Genomic DNA, 16,678 nt, shown 5'->3' with positions numbered 1-16,678 from the left:
GCCAATTATGGATCACAGCATGGGGACGTTAAATTCCGGTGAACGCAGGGTGAAACAGCCCTATGAGGATGTCCGGGGCTCTTTCGTCGTGTACGCTGGAAAAGACAACTTCGACTCGTTTGGCGTGTGCTCGTAGGTCGAGGACAGCACCGCACTGAGTCGATCGCCCAGCAAGTTCCAGGCGTTTTTCTTCTCGTCGGCATAGTCGTGATGCAGGTAATGGCGCCTCACCCGAGAGCCGGCCAGCACATGGTTTTGGCAGCGATCGATGATATCCAGGCTAACGCCTAAGGCTTGCATCATGGTCGCCCCCGTACGGCGCAGGTCATGCGGAGTCCAGTCGCCGTTTTGGCCGTCGGCAAGGACCAGGGTATCGTCATGGCACCGTCTGGAGAGGGCCTTGCGGTTTTTGAACCGAGCCTGGCGATCACCGACCTGTTTACTCACCACCTTTACGTCCACATGCCCATCATCCTGCTTGTTGGGAAAGCACCATTGCGAGTCGCCCGTCAGGATTTTGAGTTCCTGAAAGAAATGCAGGGCGAAGGGGGAGAGGAAAACATGGTGGTCTTGTTTCTTGCCCCGGGCGCCTTTGACGTTTTCGCTGGGGAGGAACCAGGTCTGCTGGTCTAGATCGACATTTTTCCATTCGGCCTGCAGCAACTCGCCAATCCGGCATAGCGTGCCCAGGCTGATCCAGAGCGCAAGCTGTGTTTCCTTCTTTAGCGGTCGAATGCCGTCGTATTTTTGGCCCGCGGGGAGGGCGTCGTAATCGGCGGTCATTTGCTGGAAGCGGGTGTGCAGTTCCAACAGCTCAGCCGGGGAAAGGATGCGGCTTCTTTCCGCTTCGTAGTCGGCAGGGATCAAGGGGGAGATGTCGACCAGTTCCGTCGGATCGCCCTCGACCAGTAACGCCCGCCAGGGCTGGCGCTTTCTGGCCCAGCTGAACATCTGGGTGAGGTCGGCGAAGAAACTGATGGCTTGTCGGTGAGCGCCGCGGTTGACCACGGTGCGGATCAGCGCCCGAACATCGTGTTCCGACACACTGCTCACCGCCGTTTTGCCGAGGGCCGGGTATAGGTCCTTGTTAAAACGGCGCTGCAATTCGGCATTGCCGTCTTTACGCGCGACGCCATCCAACAGCCAGGCCTTGGCCAGATCCTGGACGGTCAGTGTTTGCGCCTTCGACGTCTTTACCTGTTCGGCCTCTATATCAGCCGCGGCGTATGCCTGTGTCTTGGCGGTCTTCTTTTGCTCGTTAGGATTGATTTGCTCATCGATGAGCGCCCGGGCTTGGTTGCGTGCCTTGCGGATGTCCGTCAGGGATTTGCGCGGCCAGGTTCCGCAGGCGTACTCTTTGTTCTGGTTGCCCCACCGATAGCGATAGAAAAAGCTGACCGACACACCGTCCTTACGGACGGAGATTCGCCCGGCCAGATTGCCGTCCTCCCGGAGGATTCGGCCGGCATCGTTGGCGCTCAGCGACTCGAGTTCTTTGATGGTGATTTTGGCCATAAAATGGATTCCTCCTACTTTTACCCCCACAAAAACGTCGGCTCTTGATGGACGTTACTAGACTCTCGTGGAGCAGAACACCGCTGGAGCTCAAGTAAATACTAGCTTGGAAAAATCCAGAGTAAAATTTTGGAGTCTTTCAAAAAGTACGAAAAAGGAGATGGGGTGCTAGGGGTCGAGTGTTCGAATCACTCCGTCCCGACCATATATTTCAATGAAAAGGCCAATGCACACAGCATTGGCCTTTTTCATTTGCGTGACTTTTGCGGGATGCCCTTATTTCCCCGCTTGCCTTAACTTGCCGATTAAACTTCCAAGACAATCCTCACTTGAACAAGCCCCGATCCCGGCGGTAACTCGTCACAAAACCCTCAATGGTCGGCAGCGGGCCGAACAGTTTCTGCTGCGTTCGATGATCGTGGCTGATATACCCGCTTTTTCGCACCCACGACAACACGGCAACGCCGTCCCGGAGCGATGGAGCGGGCCTGGCATCAACGGCCTCAGCAACGTGACCAGACGCGAGAATGCAGGTTTCGCAACGACGAGCCGACCCGGCACGCGTATGAATGCCGCCGCCACCATTGGTCCGGTAGGCGACATCGCAGAAGATATCGACGCTTTGATTCAGCACCGATGCAGGCAAGTCGGGTGCTGCTTCAATGGCGTACCGCGCCAGGTCAGGTGAGTAGCCTTCAAACGCGTGGTCGGACGTGCGCTCCGAAGTTACCAGGCCTCTCTCCAGACTCGCCCTCACTCCCCAAAAAACACCAACGCCCGCACCTCGATACTCCTCCTTGGCGGTGCATCCACCGGCGTAGTCGGGTCATCAAACGCCGTATGTGCGCTGCGCCTTACAACATCGCTACGCGAGTCATGGATCTTCAACAGCAGCACCTCATCCGGCCGCAACTGCGGGTAGTAATACCAGCGATGTGCGGGATTGGCCTTGACCGAAAAAGTCTCGCCAACCTTGTCCCGATACACCAGGTCGCTGGGCAGCAAGTCGCTCTCGGCCATGCTTCGCGCATCGCACAGGGCGAGTGGGGTACTCAGGACCGGCGCACCAATCGGCCGCCAGACGTTAATAATCGCAAACCGTTTCAGCAGCCGCTGTTCAGCCTCATCCGCAGGCAAATGATCACGTACCCTGCGAATCGCCGAGCGCTCGGTCTGGTCGTTATGCACGTACCGCACCGGCTCACGCAGCCCGCGGTCCTCGCGTCCGTGCTCGTCCACCCGGATGGTGTGGTCGAAGATCACCACTTTCACCGCTCCGGTCTGTTGCTTGAGCAAGACTTCGGTTTCCGGATAGTAGCGTTCACGGACCTGATCATCGTTTTCCAGGTCAGGCACCGAGCTGGTGTGGTCGATTCTTTCGAAACCGTTGCGATCCAGATGAGCCGGTTCGTCGAGCAACCGGGCGTTGTGAATACTCACTTGGGTGGGGTCCAGCACGCCGTTGCGCTTGGGTGTGCCGTCTGGCTGCGGAAAGGTGTAGTTCACCGGTCGCTCGCCGGTGTCCAGCAGGTAGTTGAGTTCGCCGATGACCGATGGCGGGGCGAGATGAGTCTGATGAGTTCCCATGAACAATCCTCCAGGCGTGAGGCGGTTTTCAGAAGGGTTCCTTGAAGGGCCGCAGGTCCAGTTCCTGGGTCCAGGCGCTGCGCGGTTGGGTGTGCAGGTACCAATAGGCGTCGGCGATGTCTTCGAGTTTCAGCGCACCGTCTTCCCCCAGTCGCGCCAGGTAATCCGGGGCCCGGCTTTGCACGCGCTCACCGTCGATGGCGCCATCGATGACCACATGGGCGACGTGCACGTTTTGTGGCCCGAACTCGCGGGCAAATGACTGGCTCAGTGAGCGCAAGCCCGCCTTCGCGGCAGCAAAGGCGGCGAACGGTGGCTTGCCTCGCAATGAAGCGGTAGCCCCGGTGAACAACAGGCTGCCGCCACCACTGTCGAGCAGCAAACGGGTGGCTTCGCGGGCAAACAGGAAGCCGCCCAGGGTCGAGGCCCGCCAGGTCTGCTCGAACAACTGCGCGCTCAACTCCAGGGTGGGCGCTGCGACGGAGTTGCCGACATTGAAGATCGCGGCCTTGAGGGGGCCCAACTGGCTGATCTGCTGGCTGGCGGCGATCACCTCGGACTCGATTCCCGAGTCCGCCACGATAGCGACCGCTTCCCCGCCGAGCGCACGGATGCCCTCGACCACAGCCTGCAACTTGTCGGGGCTCCTGCCGCTGACAGCCACCAGCAAACCCTCCCGCGCGAAGCGTCGCGCCAGCGCCGCTCCCAGGCCGGCCACGGCACCCACACCGGCAACCCACACCACAGGCTCGGATCGAGACTCAGACATTAGCCACTTCCTCAATGAGATACGTGGCTAACAATTTACCCATCGCCGGGCGTGAGGAATAAGAACATCGACAGCTAAGGTTATGCGATGACTCAATAGCGCATTTCCACCGCCACATAAGCCCCAATCCCATCCCCCGGATACAACGACGCCGTATCCTGCCCCTTCGCGTCATACAGCGGCTGTACCGCCGTCACGTATTTCTGATTGGTCAGGTTCTTCACATCCAGCGACACCTTCCAGTCCTTGCTCGGCGTTTCATACCCCACGTTCGCCCCGAAGATTGTGTAGGAGGGCGCATAGAAGCTGTTGGCATAGTCCACCGCCGTACGCGAAGCCGATTGCACGTTCACCCCGGTATAGAAGCCCGCCGGGTGCTGATACTGCACCTCGCCCTGATAGATATGCTTCGGAATTCCCGGCAGTTGGTTGTCGCCGAAGGTCGGGTCGTGCCGGTAGTAGAAGTCGTTGTAGGTGTACACCTGGCGCAGGGTGATTTTTTCACCCGAGGTGTTTTCCCACAGGCGCGTATTCAAGCCGGCCTCGATCCCTTGATGGATCGTCGGTGTGGCGTTGAATGCACCGGTTACCGCCGCTGCGGTGGAGGTGGCCGGAATGATCTGCACGTTGAGCAATTCATTTTTCACCCACGAGCGGTAGAGCGCCAGGCTGCCGTCGAAGATGCCCGATGAACCCTTGATCCCGACTTCCACGGTATTGGCTTTCTGTTCCACCAGCGGCCGTACGTACGGCGAGGTCGGCCCGGAGCCGGAGTATTCCCACGACGCCGGTGGGTCGACGGAGCGGCTGACGTTGGCGAACACTTGCAGTTGCGGGGTGAACTCGTAACGCACGCCGATTCGCGGTGCCAGGCTCCAGTTGTCGTAGGTCACATCGCTCGGGTACGTGGTGGTGTTGGCCACCAGGGCTTCCTTGACGTCGGCATGGCGCCGTACGTTGATCGCCGAGACGCCACTGGTCAGCCACAGGCCGTCCACCAGTTCCAGGTCGTTGCCCACGGAGAACACGTGATCGAAAGACGAGCTGTAGTCGACGAACTTGCGGGTCTGTTTGTTGGCGAAGGTGGAGTCGACCTGGCCCTTGAGGTGTTCGGTGGAGGTGAAGGCCAGGCTGGAGCGGCTTTCGTGGCCGAACAGGGTGTCGCGGCGGTCGTAGTTGATCACCGCGCTCAGGTCATGCCAGTCCCAGTAGCTGGGGTTGCTAGGGCTGTTCGGGCTGTTGTTGTGGGCGTACTGGTAGTAGACGAAGCCCACCGACAGGGTGGCGTCGTCCTCAAAGGTGTAGGTGGTCTTGCTGCCCAGCCATACGCTGCCGGGGCGACGGCTGCCGGCGCCGCTGCTTTCGGCGGTGGCACTGGCGCGGTCGGAGTGGTGCTTCACCGCATCCAGGGTGGTGGCGCTCGGGTCGTTGTGGAACTCGTCGCGGTAACGCAGCATCACCCGGGTTTCGAGTTGCGGGCTGAAGCGGTAGCCAAAGTTCGCCACTACGCCCTGGCTTTTCGACAGGCTGTAATCGCGGTAGCCATCGCTGCGGTAGTTGTCGGCATTCAGGTAGTAATCGAACGCACCCTCGACGCCGCCGACACTCAGGCTTTGCTTGTTGTAGCCATAGCTTCCGGTTTCCGCGCGCACCCGCAGCCCGGGCGCGGTGTAGCCGGTTTGGTTGACGAAATTGATGGCGCCGCCAAGGCTCAGTGCGCCGTATTGGAAGGCGTTGGCTCCCCGCAGGATTTCGGTGTAGTTCACCCCCGAGCCGTTGAGGAATTCGTAGGGTGTGCCGCCCGGGCCGGTGATCGGCAGGCCGTCGAACAGGAACTTGATGCCCTCACGGAAATACCCCGGCGAGGTGTTGGCCCCTGAGCCACGGATGGAGATCTTGGCCGCGTCATTGCCACCGGTGGACTGCACGAACACACCCGGTTGATAGGCGAGGGTGTCCTGCAAGGTGGCGGTCCGTCCCTTGGCCACCTGTTCGCTGTCTACCACGCTGGTGCCGCCGGGCACCTCGGACAACTGACTCTTTGCCGCCTCAACGGGCGTGATTTTTTGTGCCTCCACCGTCACGGTCTTTAGCCGTGTACCGGTTGTCGGTGTGACCTCATCCTCTGCCTGTGCGCTGGTGGAAAAGACCAGGGCCGAGCCCAGTCCCAGCATCGCCAGCCAAGTGGCTTGCCGCACGGCAAGTGTCAACTTTTGCAACTCTCCCCGAAAGATCGGATCCATTAAGCGTGTTCCTTGTGAATAGATAAAGATAGCCCCAGCTTTCTATTCGAATAGTCATGCCTGTTTCGCTCTGAGCAGTTTCTATGCCAATGCTATTTTCCAAGGATTACGGGCGCTTAGTGGGGGAGAAGTGTTCTGCGGGATACTTTGTTTTGAATCAGTGTTTAATTTTCAACAGTCAACTCTATTGGCCGGATCTGCTTCAACTGTCGCAAACGCAACAGTTGATAAGCAGTGTGTAAGGCTACCAACAACTTAAGGCCGTATAACGGGTATAACCATATAAGTGTTTGGTATGGATTTTCCCGGTCTGTAAGGGTTTCGTACCTGTTTAGTGATCAGGATGGCGTTTCTGAAAGTCTGGCATGCTCACTGCATTACAGCCTGTAGTTGCAAACTTTCAGTGTTTATCGAGTTCCTCTAAGGAAGCGTCATTGACAACCATTCTGAAACTGTCGGCGGTTATATCACTGTCCCTGGCGATCAATGCCTGTTCACCGGCTGCGGCACCACAACATGAAACTTCGGTGGCTGATGGCACTGTGACTAACGGTGTGGTGACTTATTCGGCGACGGACTTTTATGAGCCGTCACCGGGTCGCAGCGGTGGAACTTTGCGAGTGTCCGCCGCCTCCGACGCCGGCAGTTTCGATGTTCACGCCTTATCCAACGGCAACATCCAATGGATGGGCCGAATTCTCTACGATTGCCTGGTGTACCAGGACGAGCAGGGCAATATCAGCCCATGGCTGGCCCGCTCCTGGGACATCTCCGAGGACGGCAAGACCTACACCTTTCACCTGCGCGATGACGTGACCTTCAGCGACGGCGAGAAATTCAACGCCCAGGCGCTGCAAACCAACCTGGAGCACATGCGCGATCCGGCGACCAAGTCCCCGCTGGCGGCGGCCTACATCGCGCCATACCTGGGCGGCAAGGTCATCGATGACTACACCTTCGAAGCCCACTTGCGTGAACCCTACACACCCTTCCTCGACGTGCTGGCGCAGTCCTGGCTGAGCATGATCTCGCCAAAACAGATCCGCGAAGCGCCCAAGACCATCGCTGAACATCCCATCGGCAGCGGCCCGTTCCTGTTGCAGAGCTACACCCGTGACCAGGGTGCGGTGTTCATCAAGCGCCCCGGCTACAACTGGGCACCACCGGTGACAAGGCATAAGGGGGAGGCCTACCTGGACCGCATCGAGTTGAGCTACGTCCCCGAAGCCATGATCCGCTTCACGGCGCTGGAGTCCGGCCAGTCGGATTTCGCCCTCGACGCGCCGGCCCAGAACGCCGCCGCGATCCGCGCCAACCCGAACCTGGTGATGCGCAGCCGGATCCGCAAAGGCAACCCGAGCCGCAGCATGACCTTCAACGTTGAACAGCCACCGTTTGACGATGTACGCGTGCGCCGCGCAGTCGCCAAGGCCATCGACCGCGAAGGGTTGGCGTGGATTTCCGGCTTCGGCGAATACATCGCCAAGGCGGATTTCCTGGCGGCTAACACCCGGTTTTATCAACCCAACAACGACGCCCTGGCCTACGACGTCAAAGCCGCTAATGCGCTGCTGGACGACGCCGGCTGGACCGGGCGCGATGCCCAGGGTTATCGCACGAAGGATGGGCAGCGCCTCAAGGCAACAATGCTGTCCTATGACAACCCGGCGTTTCCCGCCAGCGTCTCGGTGGCCATCCAGGCCGACCTGAAAAAAGTCGGGTTTGAGATGCCCATCGAAATGCTGCCGCTGACCCGGGTGACCGAGAAACGCTACGCCGGGAAATTTCAGGCACTGGCCGGCGGTTACTGGCACACCAACACACCCGACGGCCTGTTCGTGCTCTATCACAGCCAGGCCATCAGCACCGACAAGATCATCGGCCAGAACGTCGGGCGCTTCAGTGATGCCGAGCTGGATCGGGTACTCAGCGCCGCTCGCCAATCCCGCGACCCGGTTGAATTGCAGGCGCTCTACGGCGAAGCGCAAAAGCGCCTGACCGAAACCGTCCCGGCGGTGCCTTCGGTGGAAAGCCAGGTGCTCACCGCGTATGGCCGGCAAGTTCAAGGCGTGATTTTTGATACCTCCCACAACGTACCGTTCTTCACCAGCATCTGGCTGGACCGGGGGCAACCATGAGCCTGTTCAAATCCATCGCCTGGCGCCTGCTGGCGGGCATCGGCGTACTGTGGGGCGCTGCGACGCTGACCTTTCTCGCCGTCAATTTCAGCGGCGGAGATACGGCGCTGGCGATCCTCGGCGGCCCGGACTCGATGCCCACACCGGAGCTGCTGGCCCGGGTGCGTGCCGAATACGGCCTGGACCAGCCCCTGATCGTGCAATACGGCAATTACCTGGTACGCCTGGCCCATGGCGACCTCGGCGAGTCCTACCGCTTGCGTATCCCGGTGCAGCAGGCGATTGCCGAGCAGATCGGCGCAACCATCCAGCTGTCCCTGAGCGCGGCCCTGCTGGCGGTGGTGTTGGCCCTGGTGTGCGCAATCCTCACCGCCAACCGTTCGCGCTGGGTGCGTTCAGTCGTCTCCGGCAGCGAACTGGTGCTGTCGTCAGCGCCGTCCTTTGTGATCGGCATGCTGTTGTTGCTGGTGTTTTCGTTTCATTGGCACTGGTTGCCGCCGTCCGGTTCCGTGGGCTGGCGCTCCTTGATCCTGCCCTCGATTGCGCTGGCCTTGCCGGTGGCTGCGGTGCTGACCCAACTGCTGCGCCAGTCCCTGGAAGACACCCTCGAACAACCCTTTATCGCCATGGCCCGTGCCCGCGGCCTGTCCGAAACCGCCGTGCGCCTGCGTCATGCCTTGCGCCACGCGCTGGTGCCGTTGGTGACCCTGGCCGGGTTCGTGTTCGCCAGCCTGCTGGGGGGCGCGGTGGTGGTGGAATTGCTGTTTGCACGCCAGGGCATCGGGCGCTTGATGCTCGATGCCACCAGCAACAAAGACGTGCCGATGGTGCTGGGGGTGACCCTGCTTGCGGCCACGGTGTACGTGCTGGTGAACCTGGCCGTCGATTTGATCAACCGCTGGATTGACCCCCGGGCCAATCAGGCGTGAGTGTCTTTGAAGAAGGAAAAACCATGAGTGCTTCGATCCCCGCTGCGGTGAGTTATGCCGACTTGCACCAGCGTTTTGCCGACGTATTTGCACGGATAGCCGACACCGCCGTCGCCCGCGAGCAGCAACGCGAGCTGGCCCATGACGCGGTGGCGTGGCTGCGGGAGGCCGGCTTCGGTGCCCTGCGCGTGCCCCTGGCCCGGGGCGGCCTGGGCGCGAGTTTGCCGCAGTTGTTTCGCCTGTTGATTGAACTGGGGGAGGCCGATTCAAACCTGCCGCAGATTGTGCGCGCGCATTTCGGGTTTGTTGAAGGCCGGATTTCCAGCCGTGACAGCGAGTCCCAGGATTACTGGTTCGCCAAAGTCGTCGACGGCGAACTGTGGGGCGCCGCCATGGCCGAGCGCACCGATACCACCCGCAACTCGGTGACCCTCAGCGCAGTCGATTCCGGCTGGCAGCTGGACGGCGAGAAGTACTACTGCACCGGCACGCTGTACGCCAACTGGATCGCCGCCGTCGCCCTGGATGGCGAGGATTTTGTCAGCCTCGCGGTGCGTACCGATGCGCCAGGCGTCACCGTCGAGGATGACTGGGACGGCTTCGGTCAGCGCCTCACCGGCAGCGGCACCACCCGCTTCAAGGCGGTCGACGTACCGGCGCAGCACATCGTGCGACGCTTCAAGAAAGACGAGCTGCGCGCCGAGTCCTACCTGAGCGCGTTCTACCAGCTGTTCCACCTGGCGACCCTGGCCGGCATCGCGAATGCGGTGCTGCGCGATGCCACCGAATTCGTCAAAGGCCGCACCCGCGCGTTTGGCGTGCCGGGGCAATCGAGCCCCAAGGATGATCCGCTGGTGCAGCGGGTGATCGGTCGCCTGTCGAGCCTGGCCTATGCCGCTCGCACTCAGGTGCTGGTCGTTGCCGAGGTCCTTCAGGAGGTGCACGAAGCAGAGCAGGGTGGCTACGCCAACGAACAGCATTACACCGAGGCCGAGATCCGTGCCTATCAGGCGCAACAGATCGTGCTGGAACAGGTGCTGGAAGCCACCACGCTGCTGTTCGAAGTCGGCGGCGCCTCCGCCACCAGCGAGTCGCGTCGCTTCGACCGGCATTGGCGCAACGCGCGCACCCTGGCCTCCCATAACCCGGCGATCTTTCGCGAACGCGCCCTGGGCAACTACTACCTCAACGACGTCACCCCCACCGCCGCCTGGCGCAGTCTGCAAGCCGCCGACGCCGAGCAGCAGGCCGCTCGCGACGAAGCGAGTGCGGTATGAGCCTTCAACCCTTGAATAAAAAAGGATCACCCATGCGTTACCGCCAACTGGGCCACAGCGACATCCAAGTCAGCGTGCTGGGCCTGGGCACCATGACCTGGGGCCACCAGAACACCGAAACCGATGCCCATCAGCAGATTGATTTGGCGCTGGCCGAAGGCATCAACTTCATCGACACCGCCGAGATGTACCCCACGCCCACCAAGGCCGAAACCTGGCGCACCACCGAGCACTACATCGGCAGTTGGCTGGCGGCCAGTGGTCGCCGGGACGAGGTGATCCTGGCGAGCAAAATCGCCGGCCCGGCCCGTGACCCCAGCAGCCAGCAGCACATCCGCGACGGCCTCAGCCACCACGACCGGCGCAACATCGTCGAAGCCCTGGACGGCAGCCTCAAACGCCTGAACACCGACTACCTCGACCTCTACCAACTGCACTGGCCCGACCGCACCACCAACATCTTTGGCCAGCGCGAATATCCCTATCAGGCAGACAACCAGAGCGTGGCCATCGAGGAAACCCTGGCGGTGCTGGCCGATCAGGTCAAGGCCGGCAAGGTGCGTCACATCGGCGTTTCCAACGAAACCCCGTGGGGTGTGGCCGAGTTTCTCAAGCAAAGCGAACGCCTCGGCCTGCCGCGGATTGCCAGCGTGCAAAACCCCTACAGCCTGCTTAATCGCCTGTACGAGGGCGGCCTCTCGGAGTTCACCCACCGCGAAGGCGTCGGCCTGCTGGCGTACTCGCCGCTGGCCTTCGGTGCGCTCACCGGCAAATACCTGGGCGGCGCACGTCCCGAGGGTTCGCGGCTGTCGGCGGTGTACCGCACCTTCAACCGCTATGACAGCGCCTCGGCCCAGGAAGCCATCACCGGCTACGTGGAAATTGCCCGGCAACACGGCCTGACCCCGGCCCAGTTGGCCCTGGCCTTCATCATCGACAAACCCTTCGTCACCAGCGCACTCACCGGGCAAACCAGCCTGGCGCAATTGCGCGACAACCTCGGCGCGCTGGACGTGAGCCTCAGCGACGAGATCAAGGCGCAGATCCATGCCATCCACCAGCGCATTCCCAACCCTGCGCCCTAGAACGAGGAGCCTGGCATGACGCAAACCATTGAAACGTTGAGCGGCATTCGCCCGTTGCGTCTTGCCGGGCTGACCCGGCTGCGGCCCGGCCTATTGCTCGCCGGGGTGTTTGTTGCGTTGCTGCTGTTGGCCGCCGTTGTTCCGCAATGGCTGGCGCCCTATGACCCGCTGGAGGCGTCGGCGCGCCTGGCATTCCAGGCACCGAGCAACGTGTATTGGCTGGGCACCGATGAGAACGGGCGCGATGTGCTCAGCCGGTTGATTTATGGCGTGCGCTCGTCGCTGTTCATGGGCATCGCCGCTACGGCGCTGGGACTGGCCTGGGGCACCTTGCTTGGGTTGATCGCCGGCCTGGGGCCGCGCTGGCTGGATGGCGCCCTGATGCGCGGTATCGACGTGTTGCTGTCGTTTCCCGACCTGTTGCTGGCGCTGGTGATCATCACGTTTTTCGGCCAGGGCACGGCCAACCTGATTCTCGCGATAGGCATCGCCGGCGTGCCGCGTTATGCGCGGCTGGTGCGGGCGCAAACCCTGAATGTGCGCAACGCCGGCTACGTCGAATCCGCTGTCACCCTCGGCCAATCCCATCTGGCGGTGGTGCTGCGGCACATCCTGCCGAATGCGTTCAAGCCGGTGCTGATCCTCGCCACCATCGGCGTCGGCGGCGCGATCACCGCCGGCGCCGCCTTGAGCTTCCTCGGCTTTGGCGCACCGCCGCCGGCGCCAGAGTGGGGCGGGATGATGTCCATCGGACGCAGCTTCCTGGCCAATGCGCCGTGGCTGGTGGCCTGGCCCGCCCTGATCATCACCCTGACCGTTGTCTCCATCAGTGCCATCGGCCGCGAACTCTTGCGCCGCAGCGAAGGAAAGCCCCTATGACGATGAACATCCACACCCTCGGCCCGCTGGTCGACATCCGCGACCTGACGGTCCGTTTTGGCCAGGCCGAGCCGGTGTTACACGGTGTCAGTCTGCAGTTGCATCGTGGTGAATGCCTGGCGCTGGTGGGGGAGTCGGGCTCCGGCAAAAGCGTCACCGCCCGCACCCTGGCCGGCCTCACGGGCAAGGACGCCCACGTCCAGGCCGCCAAGCTGGCCTTCCAGGGCGTCGACCTGCGCCAGCTTAACGAACGGGCCTGGCAGCAACTGCGCGGCGCGAGCATCGGCTTTGTGATGCAGGACGCACTCGGCGCGCTGGACCCGCTGCGCCGCGTCGGTGCCGAGATTGAAGAACCGTTGCACCTGCACACCACGTTGGGTCTGGAAGCGCGCCGCCTGCGGGTGCTGGAGCTGCTGCGGGATGTTGGCGTGCCGGAACCGGAGCTGCGCGCCAGCCAATACCCCTGGCAACTTTCCGGCGGTTTGCGCCAGCGTGCGTTGATCGCCTCGGCCATCGCCTGCAACCCACGGCTGATCATTGCCGATGAGCCCACCACGGCACTGGACGCCACGGTGCAGGCCCAAGTTATCGCGCTGCTGGAAAGCCTGCGGGGTGAGGACAATGCGCTGCTGATGGTCAGCCATGACCTGTCGGTGGTCTCGCGCCTGGCCGATCGCGTGGCGGTGATGCGCCACGGGGTGATCGTGGAGGAGGGCAGCACCGAGCAGGTCCTGCAAGACCCGCGTCATCCGTATACACAACTGCTGCTGCGGGCGGGCAAGGCCGTGCACTTCCAGCCCACACGGCGGTTGCTCACGGCGGTCGAACCCGAGCCTGCGCCCCAGGGCGAAGTACTGCTGGAAGCGCGTGATCTGTCCAAAACCTTTGTTGGCCCCGACGGCAAGACCCGCACGGTGCTGAACCAGGTGTCGTTGCAACTGCGTCGTGGCGAAACCCTGGGAGTGGTGGGCGAATCGGGCTGCGGCAAGACCACCTTGACCCGCCTGATACTTGGCCTGGAAACCGCCGATGCCGGCGAGGTATGGATCAAGGGCCAGCGCTGGTCCGACCTCGACACCCGGCAAAAACGCGAAGCCCGGCGTGCGGTGCAAGTGGTGTTCCAGGACCCCCTCAGCTCCTTCGACCCGCGCTACACCGTGCAGCGTGTGTTGTTCGAAGCGCTGGTGGTGGCCGGCGTTCCTCGTCACATACGACGCGACCGTGCCCTGGAACTGCTGGAACTGGTGCGCCTCGATGCCAGCGCCTTGTCCCGCCGGCCTATCGAACTCTCCGGCGGCCAACGCCAACGGATTGCGATTGCCCGGGCCCTGGCTTCCGAGCCCCAAATCCTTATCTGCGATGAACCGGTCTCGGCGCTGGACGTGTCGGTACAGGCACAGATCCTGGAGCTGCTCGACGACCTCAAGCGCCGCCTCGGCCTGGCCTGCCTGTTCATCTCCCACGACCTGGGGGTGATCAATCACGTCAGTGAACGCGTACTGGTGATGAAGGCCGGCGAAGTGGTGGAGTCCGGCTCGGTACGCGCCGTGTTCGACCGCCCGGCCCATGCCTATACCCGCGCGCTGATCGACGCGATCCCGACCCTTGAAACCGACTACACGCCAGTCCCGTTCTACCTGAACGTCGCGATCTGACGTATTGGAAAACGTATCTACGAAAGGAGTGCTCCAGGTGCCCAAGCAACTGCACGTGAATTTGTTTGAGATGAACTGCGTCAGTCACATCGTCCATGGTTTGTGGGTGCACCCGGACAACAACCGGCACCGCTTCAACGACCTCGACTACTGGACCGAGCTGGCGCAGTTGCTGGAATACGGCACCTTTGACGGTGTGTTCCTGGCCGACGTGATTGGCACCTACGACCGTTTTCGCGATGGCCCTGAAACCTCGTTGCGGGAAGGCATGCAGATCCCCAGCAACGACCCGCTGCTGGTGATTCCGGCGATGGCCGGGGTGACCAAGAACCTTGGTTTCGGCGCGACCTTTTCCACCACCTACGAACCGCCGTTCGCCTTCGCGCGGCGCATGAGTACCCTCGATCACCTGACCAAGGGGCGGGTGGGCTGGAATATCGTCACCTCGTACCTGCCGAACGCGGCGCGCAACTTCGGGCACGACACTGAGGTGGTCCATGATCACCGTTACGAGATCGCCGACGAATATCTGGACGTGTTGTACAAACTTTGGGAAGGCTCCTGGGACGACGACGCGGTGATTGTCGACCGCGAGCGGCGGATCTACACCGATCCGGACAAGGTGCGCTATATCAACCACGTGGGGGAGCACTTCAAGGTTGCCGGTCCGCACTTGTGCCAGCCTTCGCGGCAACGTACGCCGGTGTTGTTTCAGGCCACCGGGTCACCGGCGGGCATCGAGTTTGCCGGGCGGCATGCTGAAGTGGTGTTTACCGGGGGTAATGATGCACCGGCGGTGCGGGCGAATATCCAGGCGATGCGGCAGAAGGCAGTTGAGCATGATCGCGATCCGGCGGGGTTGAAGTTTATTGTGATGGCGGGGGTGATCGTCGGGCGTACCGATGAGGAGGTGAGTGCCAAGCTCGACAGTTATCGCAGGCTGGTGAGTGTTGAGGCGTCGCTGGCTCATGGGCAATCGGCGATTGATTTGACGGCGTATTCGCGGGATACCTTGATCAGTGATCTGGTGAGTCGGCGGGTCAAGGGGTGGGAGAGTTTGAGCCGGTACAAAGCGGACTCCACTGTGGGCGCGGTCTTGGCCCAGCTTGGCGGCTTCAACCGTGAGCGTTTTTTCGTTGCCGGTACACCTACGGTGGTGGCTGATGCGATTGAGAAATGGCTGGATGAGGATGGGATCGATGGGATCAACCTGAGGCAGTATCTGTCGTTTGAAACGGCGCGGGATTTTATTGAATTGGTGGTGCCGGAGTTGCGTCGTCGGGGGCGGTTTCGTGAGCGGTACAACGAGGGGGAGACGCTGCGGGAGCGGTTATTTGGGGCCGGGCGGGCTCGGTTGCCGAGTGATCATTTTGGCGCGCGTTATCGGGATCCGGCGGCGTTGCTGAAGCCGGCGTTGCCGTTGCGGTTTCCGGCGTGAGTGGTGTGCCTGAGGGGGTTCTGTATTTCAGGGCTGCCAGGGTGGAAGATGCGCCGCGGTTGGCGCACATTCATTTGCAGACCTGGCAGGCTGCGTACCGGGAGATTTTGTCCGAGCGTTTTCTTGCTGACCTGAACAGCGGGGTGTCACAGCGCACGGCGTTTCTGGCCCAGGCCATAGGTGGTGGCACCTTGTCGGTGTGGGTGGTGGAGTTGGACGGGGAGCTCGTGGCGTGGGCGTCGTTTGGTAGCAGTCGGGATGTGGATGCGCCGCTGGTTACTGGAGAACTGCGTGCGCTTAATCTGTTGCCTGGGATCTGGGGGCAGGGGATTGGTACGCGGCTTTGGGGGCGGGTTCGGGAGCAGTTGATCGAGGCCGGTTTTATCAGTGCGACCGTTTGGGTGGTGCAGGGGAATCGGCGTGCTCTGGGTTTCTATCGGGCGCTTGGGTTTGTGGCTGAGCCGCAGACTGAAAAGACCGTGGTGGAACATGATGAGCCGTTGCCGTTGGTGCGATATCGGGTGCAGCTTAAGGTTTTTGTGGGAAATGAAGTTTGAGTACATATCCGTTATTTAGGTAACGGCGGCTTATGGTTCCGCTCTTACAGCGGGTCACTTTTGGCAAACGCTCGGAATGCCGGCCCAGCCAAAAGTAACCAAAAGGTCTTTGCCCCACCACTCGGTGCCTCGCCTAGGCTCGGCATGCCCGCACTCCGGCCCGGTTCCGCGGGCCGCCGCGACGGGCCATCCATGGCCCGGCGCGGCTAAATCGGCATCCCTGCCGATTTACCCGCTCCACCGTGCCTACTTGCGGCCATCGTGGTTGACGGGGCCCGCAGATCAAGATCAAAGGCCAGATCAAAAGCAAGAGCACAGCGGCCTACCGGCCGGCTTGAGTGTGGTGAAGCAAAAGCCAAATCAAAAGCTAAAGCGGGCACGGTCAAATGTGGGAGCTGGCTTGCCTGCGATGGCATCAACTGGGTGTACCTGATACACCGAGGTGTCTGCATCGCAGGCAAGCCAGCTCCCACAGAAAAGCAGCTCTGCTTTCGCTCTGGCCTTTGATCTGGCTTCTAACACTCAAGCCGGCCGGTAGGCCGCTGTGCTCTTGATCTGCTTTTGATTTTGATCTTAGGCGCCCCGTTAAACCACGCTGGCCGAACG

13 protein-coding genes are annotated in these 16,678 nt (G+C 61.6%); 8 read left to right on the top strand and 5 right to left on the bottom strand.

Annotated features, from left to right (window positions below; translation table 11 throughout):
• Positions 1-60: 60 nt before the first annotated feature.
• From K0H47_RS17235 to K0H47_RS17215, 5 genes are all read right to left on the bottom strand, one after another.
• A complete protein-coding gene (locus K0H47_RS17235) occupies positions 61-1,515 on the bottom strand; it encodes a site-specific integrase (RefSeq protein WP_008145683.1) in 1,455 nt (484 codons plus the stop codon).
• Between the two features lie 325 nt (positions 1,516-1,840).
• A complete protein-coding gene (locus K0H47_RS17230; RefSeq protein WP_219273291.1) occupies positions 1,841-2,161 on the bottom strand; it encodes a hypothetical protein in 321 nt (106 codons plus the stop codon).
• Positions 2,162-2,268: 107 nt separating this feature from the next.
• On the bottom strand, positions 2,269-3,102 hold the full coding sequence (locus K0H47_RS17225; protein ID WP_219273290.1) for a CmcJ/NvfI family oxidoreductase: 834 nt from the start codon (positions 3,100-3,102) through the stop codon (positions 2,269-2,271).
• A 28-nt stretch (positions 3,103-3,130) separates the two neighbouring features.
• Positions 3,131-3,871 (bottom strand): SDR family NAD(P)-dependent oxidoreductase, encoded by a 741-nt coding sequence (locus K0H47_RS17220; protein ID WP_063031637.1) that lies wholly within the window; start codon positions 3,869-3,871, stop codon positions 3,131-3,133.
• Between the two features lie 92 nt (positions 3,872-3,963).
• On the bottom strand, positions 3,964-6,114 hold the full coding sequence (locus K0H47_RS17215) for a TonB-dependent receptor (RefSeq protein ID WP_201142469.1): 2,151 nt from the start codon (positions 6,112-6,114) through the stop codon (positions 3,964-3,966).
• A gap of 434 nt (positions 6,115-6,548) precedes the next feature.
• Between K0H47_RS17215 and K0H47_RS17210 the strand changes: the two genes are divergently transcribed.
• The 8 genes from K0H47_RS17210 to K0H47_RS17175 are packed head-to-tail and all read left to right on the top strand — an operon-like array spanning position 6,549 to position 16,072.
• Positions 6,549-8,252 (top strand): ABC transporter substrate-binding protein, encoded by a 1,704-nt coding sequence (locus K0H47_RS17210; protein ID WP_219273289.1) that lies wholly within the window; start codon positions 6,549-6,551, stop codon positions 8,250-8,252.
• A complete protein-coding gene (locus K0H47_RS17205) occupies positions 8,249-9,181 on the top strand; it encodes an ABC transporter permease (RefSeq protein ID WP_177071428.1) in 933 nt (310 codons plus the stop codon). The genes K0H47_RS17210 and K0H47_RS17205 overlap by 4 nt, the downstream gene beginning before the upstream one ends.
• A 23-nt stretch (positions 9,182-9,204) precedes the next feature.
• The gene (locus K0H47_RS17200) at positions 9,205-10,458 is read left to right on the top strand and encodes an acyl-CoA dehydrogenase family protein (protein WP_219273288.1); all 1,254 of its coding nucleotides are present in this window, start codon (positions 9,205-9,207) and stop codon (positions 10,456-10,458) included.
• A 32-nt stretch (positions 10,459-10,490) separates the two neighbouring features.
• Entirely contained in the window at positions 10,491-11,543 is a 1,053-nt protein-coding gene (locus K0H47_RS17195) for an NADP(H)-dependent aldo-keto reductase (protein ID WP_219273287.1), read from the top strand.
• A gap of 15 nt (positions 11,544-11,558) precedes the next feature.
• Entirely contained in the window at positions 11,559-12,422 is an 864-nt protein-coding gene (locus K0H47_RS17190; protein ID WP_063031624.1) for an ABC transporter permease, read from the top strand.
• Complete coding sequence (locus K0H47_RS17185; protein ID WP_219273286.1) at positions 12,419-14,077, top strand: ABC transporter ATP-binding protein; 1,659 nt, start codon at positions 12,419-12,421, stop codon at positions 14,075-14,077. Before K0H47_RS17190 ends, K0H47_RS17185 begins: the two co-directional genes overlap by 4 nt.
• A 37-nt stretch (positions 14,078-14,114) precedes the next feature.
• Positions 14,115-15,515 (top strand): LLM class flavin-dependent oxidoreductase, encoded by a 1,401-nt coding sequence (locus tag K0H47_RS17180; RefSeq protein WP_081253184.1) that lies wholly within the window; start codon positions 14,115-14,117, stop codon positions 15,513-15,515.
• A 41-nt stretch (positions 15,516-15,556) separates the two neighbouring features.
• Positions 15,557-16,072 carry a GNAT family N-acetyltransferase gene (locus tag K0H47_RS17175; RefSeq protein WP_219273285.1) on the top strand — a complete coding sequence of 172 codons (516 nt, stop codon included), beginning with the start codon at positions 15,557-15,559 and terminating at the stop codon, positions 16,070-16,072.
• Positions 16,073-16,678: the final 606 nt, after the last annotated feature.

It is taken from the genome of Pseudomonas sp. Xaverov 83 (assembly GCF_019352905.1).
GTDB lineage: Bacteria > Pseudomonadota > Gammaproteobacteria > Pseudomonadales > Pseudomonadaceae > Aquipseudomonas > Aquipseudomonas yamanorum.
Note: the sequence above shows the minus strand (reverse complement) of the source record. Positions and strands in the feature narration are given on the sequence as shown.